Origin of the sequence: Sphingobacterium sp. UBA5639 (assembly GCF_002421245.1) — a bacterium.
Taxonomy (GTDB): domain Bacteria; phylum Bacteroidota; class Bacteroidia; order Sphingobacteriales; family Sphingobacteriaceae; genus Sphingobacterium; species Sphingobacterium multivorum.
In genome coordinates this window covers 110187-127645 of sequence record NZ_DIJR01000019.1, presented here as the reverse complement: position 1 = coordinate 127645, position 17459 = coordinate 110187, and the positions used below count along the sequence as shown (strand labels likewise).

General features: G+C 40.9%; 17 protein-coding genes and 1 pseudogene. 7 read left to right on the top strand and 11 right to left on the bottom strand.

All coding sequences use genetic code 11. The features are described from left to right. Nucleotides 1-26: 26 nt before the first annotated feature. Complete coding sequence (gene hxlB / locus B4Z90_RS11500) at nt 27-590, bottom strand: 6-phospho-3-hexuloisomerase (protein ID WP_070564632.1); 564 nt, start codon at nt 588-590, stop codon at nt 27-29. A 426-nt stretch (nt 591-1016) separates the two neighbouring features. On the opposite strand from hxlB, the pseudogene B4Z90_RS11495 reads away from it, so the two are divergent. Both B4Z90_RS11495 and B4Z90_RS11490 read left to right on the top strand, forming a co-directional pair. Then, nucleotides 1017-1430 (top strand): annotated as a pseudogene (locus tag B4Z90_RS11495) (DEAD/DEAH box helicase family protein); the annotation flags it as partial. A gap of 206 nt (nt 1431-1636) precedes the next feature. Beyond that, nucleotides 1637-2125 carry a tetratricopeptide repeat protein gene (locus tag B4Z90_RS11490; RefSeq protein ID WP_070564638.1) on the top strand — a complete coding sequence of 163 codons (489 nt, stop codon included), beginning with the start codon at nt 1637-1639 and terminating at the stop codon, nt 2123-2125. A 252-nt stretch (nt 2126-2377) separates the two neighbouring features. Here the strand turns inward: B4Z90_RS11490 and B4Z90_RS11485 are convergent, their stop codons facing one another. The 3 genes from B4Z90_RS11485 to B4Z90_RS11475 all read right to left on the bottom strand — a co-directional run bounded on the left by B4Z90_RS11485 (nt 2378) and on the right by B4Z90_RS11475 (nt 5009). Further along, nucleotides 2378-3043 carry a response regulator gene (locus tag B4Z90_RS11485; RefSeq protein ID WP_070564641.1) on the bottom strand — a complete coding sequence of 222 codons (666 nt, stop codon included), beginning with the start codon at nt 3041-3043 and terminating at the stop codon, nt 2378-2380. 14 nt (nt 3044-3057) lie between these two features. Continuing rightward, entirely contained in the window at nt 3058-4740 is a 1683-nt protein-coding gene (locus tag B4Z90_RS11480) for a tetratricopeptide repeat-containing sensor histidine kinase (RefSeq protein ID WP_083295881.1), read from the bottom strand. Nucleotides 4741-4841: 101 nt separating this feature from the next. Beyond that, nucleotides 4842-5009 carry a hypothetical protein gene (locus B4Z90_RS11475; protein WP_175441972.1) on the bottom strand — a complete coding sequence of 56 codons (168 nt, stop codon included), beginning with the start codon at nt 5007-5009 and terminating at the stop codon, nt 4842-4844. A 28-nt stretch (nt 5010-5037) separates the two neighbouring features. Between B4Z90_RS11475 and B4Z90_RS11470 the strand changes: the two genes are divergently transcribed. Both B4Z90_RS11470 and B4Z90_RS11465 read left to right on the top strand, forming a co-directional pair. After that, complete coding sequence (locus B4Z90_RS11470) at nt 5038-5187, top strand: hypothetical protein (protein WP_159332799.1); 150 nt, start codon at nt 5038-5040, stop codon at nt 5185-5187. Between the two features lie 215 nt (nt 5188-5402). After that, nucleotides 5403-6467 (top strand): hypothetical protein, encoded by a 1065-nt coding sequence (locus B4Z90_RS11465; protein WP_070564644.1) that lies wholly within the window; start codon nt 5403-5405, stop codon nt 6465-6467. A gap of 134 nt (nt 6468-6601) precedes the next feature. Here B4Z90_RS11465 and B4Z90_RS11460 read toward each other — a convergent pair whose 3' ends face one another. Then, nucleotides 6602-7048 carry a nuclear transport factor 2 family protein gene (locus B4Z90_RS11460; RefSeq protein WP_201639618.1) on the bottom strand — a complete coding sequence of 149 codons (447 nt, stop codon included), beginning with the start codon at nt 7046-7048 and terminating at the stop codon, nt 6602-6604. A 217-nt stretch (nt 7049-7265) separates the two neighbouring features. Between B4Z90_RS11460 and B4Z90_RS11455 the strand changes: the two genes are divergently transcribed. Further along, a complete protein-coding gene (locus B4Z90_RS11455; protein ID WP_070564650.1) occupies nt 7266-7601 on the top strand; it encodes a hypothetical protein in 336 nt (111 codons plus the stop codon). A gap of 129 nt (nt 7602-7730) precedes the next feature. On the opposite strand, the gene B4Z90_RS11450 is transcribed toward B4Z90_RS11455, so the two are convergent. Next, on the bottom strand, nt 7731-7916 hold the full coding sequence (locus B4Z90_RS11450; protein ID WP_286802255.1) for a hypothetical protein: 186 nt from the start codon (nt 7914-7916) through the stop codon (nt 7731-7733). Between the two features lie 547 nt (nt 7917-8463). Between B4Z90_RS11450 and B4Z90_RS11445 the strand changes: the two genes are divergently transcribed. Both B4Z90_RS11445 and B4Z90_RS11440 read left to right on the top strand, forming a co-directional pair. Continuing rightward, nucleotides 8464-8922 carry a hypothetical protein gene (locus B4Z90_RS11445; protein ID WP_070566342.1) on the top strand — a complete coding sequence of 153 codons (459 nt, stop codon included), beginning with the start codon at nt 8464-8466 and terminating at the stop codon, nt 8920-8922. A gap of 1691 nt (nt 8923-10613) precedes the next feature. Then, nucleotides 10614-11372: a type 1 glutamine amidotransferase domain-containing protein gene (locus B4Z90_RS11440; RefSeq protein ID WP_286709359.1), complete on the top strand. Its 759-nt coding sequence runs from the start codon at nt 10614-10616 to the stop codon at nt 11370-11372. Nucleotides 11373-11604: 232 nt separating this feature from the next. On the opposite strand, the gene B4Z90_RS11435 is transcribed toward B4Z90_RS11440, so the two are convergent. From B4Z90_RS11435 to B4Z90_RS11415, 5 genes are all read right to left on the bottom strand, one after another. Continuing rightward, complete coding sequence (locus B4Z90_RS11435; RefSeq protein WP_070566347.1) at nt 11605-12684, bottom strand: SGNH/GDSL hydrolase family protein; 1080 nt, start codon at nt 12682-12684, stop codon at nt 11605-11607. A 96-nt stretch (nt 12685-12780) separates the two neighbouring features. After that, nucleotides 12781-13653, bottom strand: coding sequence for a phosphodiester glycosidase family protein (locus B4Z90_RS11430; RefSeq protein ID WP_070566350.1), 873 nt, complete (start codon nt 13651-13653; stop codon nt 12781-12783). A 5-nt stretch (nt 13654-13658) separates the two neighbouring features. Beyond that, entirely contained in the window at nt 13659-14807 is a 1149-nt protein-coding gene (locus B4Z90_RS11425) for a YdcF family protein (protein WP_070566352.1), read from the bottom strand. A 1-nt stretch (nt 14808) separates the two neighbouring features. Continuing rightward, nucleotides 14809-16506 (bottom strand): right-handed parallel beta-helix repeat-containing protein, encoded by a 1698-nt coding sequence (locus B4Z90_RS11420; RefSeq protein WP_070566355.1) that lies wholly within the window; start codon nt 16504-16506, stop codon nt 14809-14811. 25 nt (nt 16507-16531) lie between these two features. Next, nucleotides 16532-17458: a sugar phosphate isomerase/epimerase family protein gene (locus B4Z90_RS11415; RefSeq protein ID WP_070566357.1), complete on the bottom strand. Its 927-nt coding sequence runs from the start codon at nt 17456-17458 to the stop codon at nt 16532-16534. Nucleotide 17459: the final 1 nt, after the last annotated feature.

The window sequence follows — 17459 nt, the reverse complement described above, 5'->3', positions numbered from 1 at the left end:
TAATATTTATTTAATTGTATTTCTCGTTATTCAAGATTGGCATGTTTCGGCCAGAGCTCCTCTTTTGTCAGGCCTGAATCTCTCCACAGTGTCATAAATACAGCATCAAGGACCCAAAGGACAGACTGTTCAAAGAGACTTCCAGCATACTGACGGGACGCTGATTCTCCAAAGTCCGTCTTCACCGCCGCATTAACAAGCACCACATGGTCTGAAAGGCTAGCAATTTTGCTATTCGAATCCGCTGTAATGCCTATTACAGTTGCATGTTGTTTTTTTGCCTTTTCAGCGGCGATTACAAGTGTCGGCGTGCTTCCAGAACCGGAGCCTACCAGCAGAAGATCGTTCTCTAAGATTGCGGGCGTAGTTGTTTCACCCACAACATATACATTTAAGCCTAGATGCATAAATCTCATGGCAGCCATCTTCAGTGCTAAGCCTGTACGTCCGGCACCTGCAAAAAATATACGGTCCGCTTTCTTTAAATTGTCCTCCAGTGTCTGTAGCGATACCGGATTCAGCACTGATGAAATCGCTTTAATTTCATCCAGGATTATATTTAAATTATTTATTGAACTATTCTCTTCCATTTTCTGTAGTAAGGATATTTTATCATCAGATCTTCTGATTTGATAATACAAAGGTATGTTGCCTGAGACGCATGATATTATACATATAACATTATATAATATACATTTGCGACCTTCTTGACCACTGTAAAAGAGCGGGTTATATTTTAATAATACTGTATTGTATAGGGAGTGGTGTCGCTGAACTCAGAAAAAAGATAACTGTGCCTGATCAATAACAGTCCGACGCACATTATGGTCTTACCAAACTATTTTATGTCTAGTAGTCAAACATTAAATTCCAGAGCTTTAGTTTACGGATCAATGAAACATTGATTTTCCCGGAACACCGGCAAACTGTGAATCAGTTTTTTAATTATATTTGTGTTACAACCAACTAACAGGAAACTTATGTCAAAAGGCCTTTTTATATTACACTCATAGTATATTCCCGCAGGAGACCAGCCGGATGCTATCGCAAGACTTGTTTCGGGAATTGAATCTGGAGCTACCCACCAGACACTCAAAGGTATCACAGGTTCAGGAAAGACCTTTACAATGGCAAACATTATCCACCAGCTAAAGCGTCCGACCTTGATTCTTGCACTTAACAAGACCTTGACTGCTCAGCTATATGATGAAATGAAGCAATTTTTTCCAGAGAATGCTGTTGAGTTTTTCGTCTCATATTATGATTATTTTCAGCCTGAGATGTATCTGCCCGGCAGTGACCGTTTCGTTGAAAAAGATTCTTCCATTAACGAACATTTGGAAATACTCCGCCTTTCCACCACAAAATCCCTTATTGAACGCAGGGATACTATTGTTGTCGCATCGGTTTCGTCCATTTATGGATTTGGAGCATCATAATCAAGTCCCTTCCCCAGTTCATTGACAAAGGTAATTTCGCCGCCGAGACTTTCAATACGGGAAACCGTATTTGCCAGACCTTTTCGATACGATAAATACCGCTTTAAAACTTAACGTCATCGACATACTGAAAGAGGATTTTTTAAGAAATTTTGATACCTTTTAGAAAAATTACAACCAGCAATTTATTAATCTATATGAGTGCAAATGTTCCTATTGTAAGGTCAGTGTCCTGGCCAGCTGTTTTAATCCTTATTGTGTTCTGGATGGTCCTGATGGTAGCTTCCTTATTCTTATTCCAACTTGAGGGCATGATCGTCGCCTCAGTTCTTTTTTTCATTTTAATAACAGCATTGCAACAGCTCATTCCAAAGAGCCACAAAAAGGGAATGAAAGCAGTCAAACAAAATGAGTTTAACGGTGCGATTGAATATTTTAAACAGAGTGTCGATTTCTTTACAAAAAAGAAATGGTTAGATAAATATCGGGCAGTTACCATGTTTAGCGCTTCAAAAATGAGCTATCGGGAAATGGCGCTCTGTAATATTGCATTCTGTTATTCGCAGACCGGGCAAGCCGAAAAAGCAAAAGCGCTATACGAAGAAATTTTGGAAGAATATCCGGATAATGGAATCGCTTACTATTCGTTAAACACAATCAATACGTTTTCCAATCAGGCTGATTAAATGATCGAGCATTTAGCTGGATCTCTTATAAGTCGGCTGTTATATATGATCATAAAAACAAATAAGGGCTATCGGTGGATAGCCCTTTCTCATCATCTTATTGGTTAAAATATGGCACTAAATATCTTGAATGCATCAGATATCGTATTTTCGGCAAGTAACCCAACCTCGTTATTTACCTTGCTTTCACAAAAGTAGCACGATACCCCCAAGATTCTTTACGGAAAACCGTAATCCGATATCAAAGATTATTTATATAAAACCTAATTCCTTGCAGTGTGCAACAAGCTGTTCATTTTTGATAAAACCTAGTACATCTTTCATGAGGTTGAGCCTTTTCTCGATACTACTCAGACTCGACGGGCGGATATCACGCTGCTGGAGATATTCGGGCATTTCTTTTTGGGACACGCCTTCATACAGGAGTTTAATGATATGCAGGTCAAACTGCGTAAACTCGTGCGAGTTCTGCTCCTGAATAAATTTTTTACTGTCGGGTGATTGGTACGTGCGGTTCTGATCAACAGCTTGCAATGCCTCGCGCAGATGTTGGCCATCGCGGCGCGCTTTGCGAACAAGGCCATCAATCTCGTTATTCTTGAACATATCATTGATCAGGGACGAACGGTCCTTGGCCGTCAGGACAATAACCTTAATGTCTGGTTGTACAATCTTGACAGCTTTGATCAGTGAAAGGCCATCCTTTATCTCCTGCGGACTATCATCATCTTCGAATTCGATATCCGTAATGAGTAGGTCATATGGTTCGCCATCGCGGATCGCATTTTTAATCCAGGTCAACGCATGGTCACAGTAATAAACGTATTTGGTATTGTGAATACCGAGGTCGTGCAGGGTTTTCTGCACAGAAATGTTGGCTATCTCGTGGTCTTCGGCAATCAGTACTTTCTTAAACATACATTATTGTCTTTTTATAATGGGATAGTGGTCGTGATATTGAGCCCTTTTCCCGGTTCATTCACAAAGGTAATTTCACCACCGAAGCTTTCAATACGGGAAACCGTATTCGATAACCCTTTTCCTTTCGGTTTTTCTTGTGGGATTCCTATACCATTATCCTTATAGAATATGTTAAGCTGTTGGTCTGTTATGTCAAAACGTATGACGACCTGTTCGGCCTGACTATGTTTCTTCATATTGACCATCAGCTCCTGAAGCACATGCTTCACTTCATCTTTAATACGTTTGCTAATATCGTCCCACTGTTCGGCATCATTACCGGCGATTAATATCTTCCGATGGTCAGCAGCAAAGGATTTGAGTAAGCTGGCCAGTTGCTCGTTATAAGGTATCTCTGTGATCGTTTCCTGTTCGACATCGTGCGAGATATCGCGCGACTGGTGGTACATATTTTCCAGTTTATCGAGTACGTCATCGCGATTCACTTCATCGCCATGTTCGATTTCCGACATCACCCGGTAGATGCCATTGGCCACGACATCGTGGATCTTTTTAGAAAGATGCAACTGCGTCTCTTTGACGCGGTTCTGTGCTTCGAGTTCTAGACGTTGCTTGCGTCGTTTGTACCAAAGCGTTCCTCCACCAACAGCTAATAGGAGTAAAAAAATACTTGCACCTGTAATCGCGCGTTGTCGTATAAGACGGTTCTGCTTTTCGGCATTTTCTTTTTCCAGCCGCAGGTTATCGGCTTTATTTTTTTCAACTTCGTAGCGGATTAGGGCGAACTGGTTTTTGGCGGCGGCGCGGGCTTGCTGGATGCTGTCGCTTATTGTCTCAAATTGATTAAAATAAAAGGTAATTGAGTCTGACGAGCCTACCTTTATCATTCGTGAGAGGCCTTTCATCTGATCATCTCCACTCTTAAGTCGTCTCGCCATGGCTAGCTGTTTTCGAGCATAGAATAAGGAAGAGTCTGGATTAATCCTTTCATAATAGTCTGCTAAATGAGCTAGACTTGCATTCAGGCCCCATAAATCTTTTTTTTCCTCTCTAATCTTCAGGGCTGTTAAAAGACCTGAAACTGCTGAATAATTTGAATTTCTACGCCATCGGACGTAGCTTATATTCGACAAAGATCTTGCATACTCAGTTGGCAAAGCATGCACTTCATTTAATACACTATCTAAAATATCAATTGCTTTATCATATTCTTTAACATTCATATAGCTCATTGCTAAATTATTTTTATAAACTGATGTTGTCAATGAGTCGTCTGAAAAGTGAATAGCTTTTTTATAGAATAGAATTGCTTTCCTATAGTCACCAAGTTTATTAGTGCTGGCTCCCAAATTATTATAATCGGAACTTAAATATATACGATGTTTGGGGTTTTCGAAATTCAAAAAATTCAAGGCCTGTAAGGCGGTCTCCTGTGCTCCAAAATAATCTCCTAGATCCTTTTGCAAAATTGCCATGATAATTAAACAATTGCCTGTATTTATACTGTCTTTAGATTCAAGGAAAATATCTTTAGCCCGACTAAAATTTAAAAACGCACTATCGGAAACACCTTGTTCGAGATAATTGTATGCAATATCATAAAATGGATTTTCCGCTGAAGGTTGTTTATCTATTTCTTTCTTGTAACAAGAGGAAAAAAATAACAGGGAGAGGAATATATAAAGAGGCTTCAAGATGGTTCATTTTTCTCGAAAATAATTAAAATTAGCCATCAAAGCAATATATAAATTTAAAACGGGAGGTAACTAGATGCTACCTCCCGTTTGTGTATTTGTTATGGTTTTGGTGGCCGAGGTGGAATTGGCGTGCTCGTTTCCCCCCCGTTATCCCCCGGATCCACAGGAGGTGCATCTGCCGTTTGTACTGTTGACGTTCCTGCGCCAGGTTGTGAATTAGACGGTTGACCGATTCCAAATAGAAAATATAATATTAAACTCCACATGATTCAAAAAATTTAAAAAGTTGAAAAAATGAGTAGTCCCCGTGCACCATGCACGGGATTGCTACAAATGTTTTCAGAAGGCCTTCTGAATTTTTTGGGAAGTAAGAGTGTCAATCGCGGGAGGCAGAAGCTGCTTCCCAAACCGGCTAAAGACTACCGCGAGATCTTCTCATTGTGAAATCAGATTAGTATCTTTGTTTATATTTTAATCGATCCATCATCTGACTTCGAGAACAAAGTTATAGCCGTTAAAACCCTTTTTATCAAATGATTCCGATAGGTCCGAAAGGTCCGATAAAATGCTAAAGATTCTATGAATTCCGATGTATAAAGAATGTATTGACTTACGGGATTCCGTAAATTCCGGTGTAGAATTAGCTTAATTTTGATGCCATGCCAACGACATTTGCCAAATTTAAAGAAGAGGTTCTTGCCCTATATGAGGCAAAGAAAAACAACCATGAGCTGGATGATTTATTAGTTAATCCTTCGCCCGCCAAGCTAAGAGATTATTGCTTAGTTAGATTATCCGAAGGTTTGCCTCCCGAGGATATCGAAATTTTACAAAAGTTCTTTGATCCATATAAAAAAGAAAAGAGCTTGGAAGAAGCAATAGCGAAATACAATACTGGGTCATTAAAGGCATTGCAGAAATTTGCACTTAACATTACGCAAGATCCTGAAGACCGAGTAGTGAAGCTACTCGCAATACTCGTGGACTATCAACCGAGGCCATTTCGATACAGCTATGATACCTCAACATCAGATGGGGTGAAGGATCCATCACCAATAGATGAAAGAAAAAGCTCATCACTGACTGATAAACTAGATACCCCTTTAATCCCTACCGACGATAAAGAGCCAACATCGGAGGGTTCACCAATGATTTCCACATTGACGGGTGAAAACAAAGAACTTAAGGATAAACCGGAAGAAGAAAAAGCTGAAGAATTAATTGACGATCTGAACATTCAAAATGACTCAAATGAGCGGAGGCAAAACAAGGATGATATTGACAGATTTAAATATCCGCAACCATTTTTCAAAAAAAACAAACTTGTATTGAGGTTTTCAGGTGTAGCACTTTTGGTATTGGCAATATTGACTACCGTACATTTTCTGACGCCTGAAGAGTGCATGTGCTGGAATGGAGAAAAATATATTGAGGTAGATTGTCAGAGTAAGACACAGCCTTATCAAGTGATAGGCTTAGATAAAAACAAACTCGAGGGATTTGTGAAAATAACGAGACCAGATACCCTGGGTCCCAAGGATGTAGGAAGAGTATGGTATTCAAAAATCAATCATGAGGTGGAATTTTTTACTGGACCAGGTTATCATCCCACGGAATTCGGACGTTCCCTAAAAGCGGCCACCATGCGGATTTTAGATAGCTACGCAGGAACAAACGCCAAAGATGATCAAAACAAGAAATATGGTATTATGCAAAAACAATAATCTTTTGTTGCTCAAATGCAAATTTCCAAACTAAAAAAGCCACATCTTCCGACGTGGCTTATTAAACTAAACTTAAACATATGATTCACTAGTGGTTTGTCATTTATTTGCCGCAAACCACCAGTTGTAAAATTCTATTTATACGAATTGATTGATTTGGATACTTTCCAATTATTGCCCACACGCTCCAAGGTAACTAGGTCAGTCTTGGTGAAGTTCTCAAATTTCAACCTCACTTTGGCTACCATATAGTCAGCTGATTCTTCTAAGATGTCGGTGCTTACTATACAGTTAAGCTTTTCTCCTTTTTGTTTTTTCAAGGAATTAATCACTTCACTACGGCTATTAGATTGCGCATTGGTAGCTTGGATCTTTTGATTGAAATCTTCTGCGAATAACTGCTCTACGCCTGCTGATTCGCCCTCCGTAGTTATCGCAACATAGTGAGCAAGTGCCAAGTCTGCTGTAGAAAGGTTAACGTTTGCTTTTGTTGCTTTTGCTCCAGGTCCTTCAGCTGCCATAGCGAAAGTTGATACTGCGATTAGGGCTGCTGCTGCGAATGTTTTTACTAATGCTTTCATAATGTCTTTACTTTATATTGTTAGTTTTTTGTTCTTATTTGTTGACTCAAAACTACAACACAATAGGCCCCTAGCCTATGGACTTTAGACCAGCGCTCAGGAAAACTCGGTGAATGGCTGGAATGGGGAGGTGAAAGTTATCATTCGAATTAACGATTCAATGAAGCTATATATTCGGGGAGAGATAATTTATTTCAAAATTTCATTATCTTAGTGCATGTGGCCACCGATATCAATTGACAAAATAGAACTTCTTATTTCGCAAGCAGAACTGACAATGGATTATAAAGCTTTAAACCTTTGGAATCTCATCAAAGTAACTCCTCATAAGTGGCAAGAAAAATCGTTTGGAGATGAGAGTGGGGGCTTTTGGGTGGTTGCCTTATTTGGAAATCAAATAATTTACTATAATGACATTGAAGAAGGCTTTAATATATCATCGTTTGAAATCTACGGCGTTATTGATCAATACGATTGTAACCAATCTGAATTGACCGCCCCCATTAATTATTTAGTTTCACAGTTGAGTCAAATCCCTGACGAGATTATTTAGGATAATAAACCGAACTAAAAAAATAGATAAATCATAAAAAAGCCACATCTCTCGACGTGGCCATAAATAAACATATGATTCACTAGTGGTTTGTCTTTTATTACTGGCAAACCACTAATTATTTAAATTCTATTTATACGAATTGATCGATCTGGATACTTTCCAGTCATTGCCCACACGTTCCAAGGTAACCAGATCAGTCTTGATGAAGTTTTCAAATTTCAAGGTCACTTTAGCCACCATATAGTCTGCCGATTCCTCAATGATGTCTGTGCTTACTGTGCAGTTCAGCTTTTCCCCTTTTTGCTTTTTCAAGGATTTAACCACTTNNCTGCTGATTCTCCCTCCGTAGTGACCGCAACATAGTGATCAAGTGCCAAGTCTGCTGTAGAAAGGTTAACGTTTGCTTTTGTTGCTTTTGCTCCAGGTCCCTCAGCTGCCATAGCGAAAGTTGATACTGCGATTAGAGCTGCTGCTGCGAATGTTTTTACTAGCGTGTTCATAATGTCTTTATTTATAGTGTTAGTTTTTAGTTCTTATTTGTTGACTCAAAACTACAACACAATAGACCCCTAGCCTATGGCCTTTAGACCAACGATCAGGAAAACTCGGTGAATGGCGGTAATGGGGAGAGGAAAGGGTTTAGAATAAAGCATTGAATTTTCGATAATCAGACTATAACAGCTATCTTTAATAGCAAAAGCTTCCACAAGTTAACCCCAGTCAAACATATTTCGCACAGATTCAGCAGCACGCCCAGGAATTTCTAAATACAAATGGTCAGAATTTAAAAGAATGGCTGGCCTTAAGATTAAATATTCAACTCGAAAATGGACTGTTTTTATTTCCCACAGGAGGTATAATGATAGAAGATAGTGAGGAATTGCCAGAAGAACCTAAAAGAATCCACCTAGCGGGAGTTGACACTAAAATAATTGAGGATTTTATTATCGAAAATCCTACAACAGCCTTTGTAGAATATCCTTGGGAAGCAATATCAATTGAGAAAAAATTAGCTTTCGAAGATATGCTGTATAAAGAAATCGATTCATCAGGATCTATAGTCGATTATTTACGGAGCCATTCTACGAACACTATTTTAAAAGGAGCCACAGTTTCAGCCTTTTGCATAAATGTTAATTCATCTCAGGTTTTATTTGAAATACAAAGTAAAAAGATCGATCAACGCTTTGCATTAATAGCATTCAAGCAATCCGATCGAGATGGAACTCGTTTGTTAAAAGGTATTAAATTATTTAATGATTTTGACGAATTCAAAGATCTCAAGATGTATCCAGACAGAAACGAATGGGAGAAATAAATTGAAATGAAAAAGGAAGGCAAGATCTTCATACAGTATAAATAAGCCAATACAAGTTATCAAAAAAATTTACTCCGATAAAACTATTTGGAAATGGCAATTGTTCTTATAATACAAAGCGGCTCCAAGCTATCTTTCGAAGGAAAGGTTCAACATAAAATTGGCGTCGTACAGTGAAAATCCAATTGTCTTAAAAAACATTGGATGACGAAACAAAAAAGAGGAAACGATAGGAAACATAAAAATTGCTGTACAAGTAAACGCTAAGAGAAAGGGTCTGATGAGAATCAGACCCTTTTGACGTAAAAAGCCAGATTTCAGGATCTGGCTTCTAAACTAAACTGAAAAAGTACTGCCCCCTAGTTTTCGGGATCCTTTATTTGCTCCAATAAGCATATCATCCGCTAATAATCAGCCTTTGTTATAAGCATCCATCTCATTATATTGAAAATGAAAAATAATGCAAGCCAAGCAAAAGAAAACATATCCGGGTATTGTAGGACAGCATGTAGGCTATAAAGACCTGCTATCCCTATAACTATCGAAAATATCCTATCTAATGTAGTTCCCAGTCTTCTTTTTATGATATATAACGAATGCAGTAAAACTGTTGTACAGATTATAATATAAATAACCGCCAGTAGAGCTTGAACAACTAAGTCCCACATATTGATGAAATCAACATAATTCAGGCAAGTAAAAAATTGAAATAGAGCAAGAAATAACACCATAAAAAAAAGGAGCGTAAACTTTTCACCCGGTAGAGGTAAAAGCAACAAAAGCAATATTGTAATGATATTAATAAACGCTTTATATCTTACTAGTCTTTCCATTAAGAAACTATGCTTTTTCATAATTGATTTATTTAATATCCCAAAGCTACCCTTCTTTTAAGATCAAAAATTTGATAAAAGGCAAAAAAAAGACATATCTCTTTACCATGGATGTTGTCTATACGCCAAAACAAAAAAGCCACATCTTCCGATATGGCTCTACAACATATATATTTATTTGAGATGGCTTCTACTTATACGAATTGATTGATTTGGAAACTTTCCAGTCATTGCCTACACGCTCCAAGGTAACTAGATCAGTCTTGGTGAAGTTTTCAAATTTTAAGGTTACTTTAGCAACCATGTAGTCTGCAGATTCCTCGATGATATCAGTGCTTACTGTACAGTTCAGCTTTTCGCCTTTTTGTTTTTTCAAGGATTTAATCACTTCGCTACGGCTGTTAGACTGCGCATTGGTAGCTTGAATCTTTTGATTGAAATCAGCTGCAAACAACTGCTCTACTCCTGCTGATTCTCCCTCNNCTGTCGTTACCGCAACGTAGTGATCTAAAGCCAAGTCCGCTGTGGAAAGGTTAACGTTTGCTTTTGCCGATTTTGTTCCCGGTCCTTCAGCTGCCATAGCGAAAGTTGATACTGTGATTAAGGCTGCCGCTGCGAATGTTTTTACTAATGAGTTCATAATGTCTTTATTTTATATTGTTAGTTTATCTGTTCTTATTTGTTGACTCAAAACTACAACACAATAGGCCCCAAGCCTATGATCTTTAGACCAACGCTCAGAAAAACTCGGTGAATGGCAGGAATGGGGAGGTGAATTTTAATTTTGTGATGTAGGTCACGGTAAATTACCATACAAAATCAAGAAATTTGTTCCAACAGGAAGAAAATCAAAGCAATATGAAAGCAAAACAACTCTTTAGGCAAATAGGAATATTTTCGGCTTTATTAATCTTAATAGTAACGCATTGCTATGCAACAAACCGAAAACCAAAAATTCTATTTGTAGTAACTAGTCACGATACAAAAGGTAATACAGGCGAGAAAACAGGTTATTATCTCGGGGAAGTCTCACATCCCTGGGAGGTTTTAACAGCGGCTGGATATGAGATTGATTTCCTTAGTCCACAGGGAGGGAATCCACCTGTGGATGGATTTGACCTGACTGATCCTGTTAACAAAAAATTCTGGGAGGATAAATACTACCACAATAAAATCACCCATTCACTCAAACCTTCTCAGGTAAAACCGGAAGATTACAAAGCCATCTTTTACGCCGGAGGACATGGTGCGATGTGGGATCTGCCTTTCGACCCATCAATCGCAAAGATTGCCACCAAGATATATGAGGCAAATGGGGTCATTGCAGCTGTATGTCATGGACCTGCAGGCTTAACCAACATCAAACTGAGCACCGGCGAATATTTGATAAAAGGGAAAAAAGTTAATGGCTTTAGCAACGAAGAAGAAGAGCTTGTCAAGCTCAGCAATGTTGTTCCCTTTTTACTAGAAGATAGACTAAAAGCAATAGGTGGGATTTATGAAAAATCCGAACCTTGGCAGTCCCATGTCACTATTGACGGCAGATTGATCACTGGGCAAAACCCGCAATCAGCCAAAGCTGTAGGCATAGCCATCGTCAAAGCATTAGCTGAATAAGGTACACCCCAAAAATAAAAACATTGCCTTTTGAAAACCATAGGGTCTGTCCAATATTTACTGTACAATTAAACGCTAACAGAAAGGGTCTGATGAGAATCAGGCCCTTTTTTTGGCTTCTAAGGGGTTTACAAATACGTCCCTGCTTCTGCAAACTGACACGATTAGATGTCTGCGTATTTCTGAAAGTCAGCGATCACTCCCGGAGTAGTAGTGGAAAGCTGGTGAAGATTTACGGACTATTTTCTAGAATCGCCTCTACTTTACGCCCGATTATTTTAAGCATCCTTTCAAATCCCACATCTGTAGGGTGGGTGCCATCCACTGTTCCTTCCGAATCATCACCTATCAAATGGTCTGTAGGTATGTAATACAAATTTTTGTAACCTGCCTGTAGCAGTCTTTCATACTGTAGCTTAAAATTCTTATTCTGCTCGGTCAATTGCGCGCTCCATTTTAAATTATAATTGCCGACCTGACGGGTAATACTCTCTATCAGCAATATGGGTACCTGAGGATGGGATTTACGAATCCGTTTCACAAAATTAAACGTTCGTTCTTTGACTTCTTCGGGACTACTATTTGGCACACAATCCATGATGAGTAGACCCATAGAATCAATATCACATAGCATATCAGCCACGGCAGGCTCCATCCGGGCATTGCCACTCACGCCCATGTTGATCACATTGGCGTTCAACCGCCGCCCTAATTGCGCTGGATAAGCTAATCCCGGGCGGCTTGCGGAAGCTCCATGGACAATGCTGGAACCATAAATCACGACCTTTTTGTTAAAAGACTGTCTGGTACCAACAAAGGTGGCTTTGTCATCAATAATCAGGTCAAAATCCAATAGCTCTTTATACAAGGGAAAGTAAACAAGAAATTCTTTTTCTGTTTTCGCCATATCTTCAACAAGCGTAGCTTTACTTTCCGCCATGTTCAGATCGGGACGAGCTACCCCTGCAAAGCGCCACCCACTGGGCTCTTTTACATATACATCAAAACCCCGTGACATAATCGGCGTGGAATTATTGCCTAGCGCCGCATCCGCCGTCTTCCATCGTAAAGATAATTTGCTCGTATTGCTCTTAAACGTAATAAACATTCCTGCAGCATGGGTATATAATTTCTTTACCGCAGCAGGAAGTTGCCTGTACTTTGCTGTATCTATCCGATGAAATTTTGGTGCGTTTTCAAAAGCTCTTCCCTGCAGCTCAAATTTGGCCGACGAAATAACCTGCTGGGCGTATAAAGATACTGAGCCACAAACAAGAAGGAGGAAAAATAGGATACTTGTCTTTTTTCTCATGATGTTTCAATTAATAGCAATAGAAATGATTCTAATTGAATAGTGGCCATCTCATATTATCCATAAGATGGCCATCTACTTATAAAGGTATCGAATTTATTTCACTGTAAATACCGTAGCTACAGCGCGTTCACCTTCATGGTCAAACTTTCCATTATCTGAAGGATAGTTAACCACGCCTTCGCCCTTCACCCAAGCTGTGGAGGAACCGCCACCATCATAGTTTAACGCGGAAGTGCAGCCCAAGGCAGCCATTAACTCGCCCAGCTGGGGTATCGTCAGTCCCTGTGATTGTGATGAGCGGCCATCAATAACAGCTACAATAAGTTTATTGTCCTTGGTAAGCCCCACTGCTGTACGGGGATGTCTGCTGGTATTGAAATCTACATTCAACTGCTCCAGCACCTGACCATTCTGCATCAATAACGGGCCGCCAGCCAGTGCAGCGGTGGCGCTCAGCGTCCCCCAGCCTCCTGCGGGTTTCGGCACAATCTGATAGCTTTGCCCCGTAAAGGTAAATGCACCATTTTCACGGTAGCTATTAAATCCATTCACAGTCTGATTGATTACCTGGCCATCGTATTTGAAAAATACGGTTGATCCGCCTGTACTGGTATTAAAGTAACTGCCGTTAAATGCCACCAAAGCGCCCTTAGCCGTCGCGGCAGCACTTGTTTTTAGAAATCCGGTCTTCACATAGGGAATTTCCAGCTGCATGCCTTTCTTCAGATCGATCTCAAATACATTGACATATTGTTTGGATTCAAATATCCGTGGAAATTGGTAATATTTCCACAGCACACCGTCAGCAACCGTTTTTGTATTCCAAGCTGCCGTATTGATAATCTCCGCCAAGTTTTCTTCCTGGGGAATACTGTAGTCATAGGGCAGCTGCGTTCCGCCCTCATTTTTCTTGCATGAAATAACAAGAAAAAGCAGCAATAAGCTATATATAAAATTTCTTTTCATCTGTTTTACTTTATTTCGCCGATCCACTTTAATTTTAATGGAACCACTTTTTCAATTGTTTTCTGGTTAATAGTGTATACGGCCGATTCCATATTGCGGTAAAAGACGACCTTGTTTTCTGATGGCAGTAATCTTGCCGCACTTACGTTGCCCGTCCCCCAGCTATAGGGCCAGTTGGCAAAATAGTGTTGCGGCACAGTTTCCCGCTCATACTGAAAGGCCTTTCCTTTTCGCTCAGCCAATAGCACCTTGTCCTTTCCGATCAATACCAATGATTTTCCCTGGATATACCCTGTATTGATTTGGCTCCAGTTCAATGTGTCTGGCAGCGTCAGCCATTTCTGAATCGGTTGTTCATCCAGCACCTTAAAATCTTTTTTTGAAACTTTACGGCAATAGCCATCAAAGAGGATGTACCATACGACCACGTCGTCAATATATATCGGTGGATTAAACTCTGAACTCCCTTTCAGAAAAGGAAACAGCTTCTCCACTGGACTGACACTATAGCTTGTGTTAGCTACATCCGTTGTGTAGACCATATCCTGTGTGAGATAATAGGTGCTGTCTTTTTTTGTCCATACCGCTTCCGGTGTCAGCCAGGTGCCTTTTAACGTAAAAAGATGATTGTCATCGTAAGCGTTAAATATTCCGCCATAATCAAGACGGTCTTCCTTTTTGGGCTGAATAGCACCTTCAATAAAAAATTTCGCTGTCACCCCATCGTATTTTTCCAGGCGTGCAGCAACAGCGATCGCATGCCAGTGGTTGGAAACAACATACACCGTATCTCCAGGCTGGATGATTCGCTCTCCAGCGTTATTTTTGAGGCGTCTGCTGAAAATATAATTCTGCACCGTCGTCTTGGAGTTTTCCTCCTTGAAGATCAATGCCGCAGGTACCCCCTTGCTGACCAATTGCAGCGCCATGGACGAAGCTTCACAAATCTTGGAACCGTGCGCACCACAACCTCCAGACACCACAATAGCATCCATCGGCCGGATATGGTAGAGCTGGGCAGCAACATCTACCCGCTGGGCCAATACCTCAGGATCGGCTGAACCCAATAATAGCAGGATATTCTTGTGCTCAGCAGCTCGGCTGTTGCCTAATAGAAGAAGGGTAAGGATAAATAAACAGCTTAATTGTTTCATCTTATTTCACTTTTGCACCCATCCAAGTAGAAGAGCGCGGGTTATTATTGATATCTTGTTGCATGCGACTATCGTCCAATGCCGGCTTATATTTCTTGGCAAGCTCCAGCAATCCGGATGAGCTTAAACCATAACTCATGGACGGATTTTCGGCACCGATGGGCAGGTAATCCGGATTCAGCATGGTCGCAGGTTCAAAGCTTAGCTTTGGAACAATGCTTCCATCAGCGCCATACACCGCCTTCGTAGCAACAGTGTGCTGGATTAATGGAACAACAGCAATGTTATCAGAATAAGCATCAACATCGCTTGAACTGCCCGCCTGAATATTGCCCGAAACGATTGAATTGATCAAAGTCAAGTTGTTGACATTGCTGCGGCGATAGACACCTCCGCCGGGACCAACAACGGCATTCTTGGTAATGGTTGTACTGATTACGTCTGCCTGACAGTTATCATACAGCATCAGTCCGCCACCGCCGTTGGCTGATGTACTTGAATTTTCAGCCAGCAGGCAATTAACAAATACCCCTTTTGATTTTTCACGCAGATAAACCCCTGCTCCATAGGATGTATTTGAATTGCCAACCACCTCACAATTATAGAGTGTAATAGCTGCATTTGGATAAGCGTGTAAGCCCCCTGCGGTGCCTTTGGCACTATTGTGATTAAACTGGCTATCGTAGGCAATCAGTGACCCATCGGCGATCCATAGTCCGCCACCGTTATTTCCGCTGTTGCTATTATTGTTGATGCGACAATTTTCCAACCTGAGCTGGGCACCTGAAAACGCATAGATGCCGGCAGCAAAACCTGCAGTTCCCTTATCTGCGGTCGCTTTATTATCAATCACCTCCACATTTTTGAGCAGAACCCTGGCCATACCAATTAACATACCGCCACCTTGGCCACGGCTGAATTTTACGTTATCGATCGTTGTACTGGCACTGCGGTCGGTGGCATTTCCCCCTTTGATGCTGATATTTTCCAGCATAACCTGATTTTCAGGATCCGGGGTTGCCGTCACTGTGACTGTGTGAAACACCGATTTTCCACTGGAAAGCTTCCCCTGAAAGATGGTTTTATACAAGGCCGGATTGGGCTGATCTCCAGGTTTGACATTGGCCGCGTATCCGCCTATTAGGCTGACATTTTTTGCGATCTCTATGGTTTTATCGGATTCCTCATTCACATCACCATTGCGAATGGTTCTAGTTGGAATATAGGTTCCCTCGGCCAAGAATAGGGTACTGCCTGTCGTTGCTTTTTCGAGTGCCTGATCGAGATCTGTAGCACTACTCCACGAACTGCCATCTCCCTTACCTGCGGGAGTCACATAAAAAACGGGCACTTTTCCGGATTCCTGCAAAATCAAGATCTCCTGCGATACATTATCGTTCAGCCTGAGCAGCAAAGTCGCCGAACGTTCATCCTCCGAATTTTTCGAAACAGAAAACCGGATCTTATTTTTCCCTTTGGGATACACCGTACTATCCAGTTTGATCCAGTCTTTGTCGCTACTGACGGTAATCGTTGCATTCGCTAAGATGTCCAACTGATAGGTATCGGCCCTACTGCCGACCTCCATATAATCCCGATCGACCAGGAGCCGCTGCTCACTTTCGATTTTATCTTTTTTACAGCTCTGTATGCCTAAGGCAGACAAAAGAACCATAAAAATATATAACGATTTTTTCATTATAATCAATGTTTTTTGAACCTACTTATTGTTTTGTGTTGCTATAAATCTGCTGCAGCTGACGGTAACATTCAATCAGCTGGGCTGTGGTTTCATAATGACACTCAAACATGAATACACCTTTATATTTAATTTTTTCCAGTGCGGCCAATATGGTATTCCAGTCATTCTGCCCTTTACCATTACAAGGCAGGTAGTGACTTTCCTTTGTTCCATCCCCATCCGCGACATGAAGCGTCTTGACGCGCGGTCCAAAAGCCAAAAGCAGCCGCTCGGGATGTGCAATATGGTTCATATCCACTGCAATGCCAACCTGATCAGGAAAGCGGGCAAAAAGTTCCTGACATTCTTCTACGGTCCGCAGTAGGGGTCGTTCCCGCTCCCCTACCGTCAGCGAAGGCCCGAGCATATTTTCGATGACGAGTTGAAGCCCTGCCCCCGATACCGCCGTGTACAACTCCTTGACAGAACGTACCAGCTGCTCCTTGCGGGCCTCGCGTCTGTTGGGTTCGAGATAATAGGATGGGTGAAACAGAATCACCTGCGGATGAAGACGGTAAAGACCTTCCAGTAGCTGCAAATGCATTCGCATCACCTGCTGCCGCTGCTGTTCGTCCAGCGTAGAGATATCTATTTTGGCGGAAAAGGGCATATGGATAGACCATACCTTCACCGCAGCTTTTTTCAGTACAATGGCCAACGAATCGCATTTAAGCAACCATTCAGCCTGCGGGATTTTTAAACTGAGGTCTGCATTGACGAAGCTTCCGAGACCTGCAATCTCTATATAATCCATACCAGCTTCTTTGTCTGCTTTTAGCTTTTCAAATGCTATCTTCCGGATATCAAGAGAGTAGCCAACGGCATAATCAGGCCGATCCTGTTTTTGACAGTACGTATATCCAGGGATCAAAAGATAACAGAGGATCGAAATAAAAATAAGTTGTTTCATG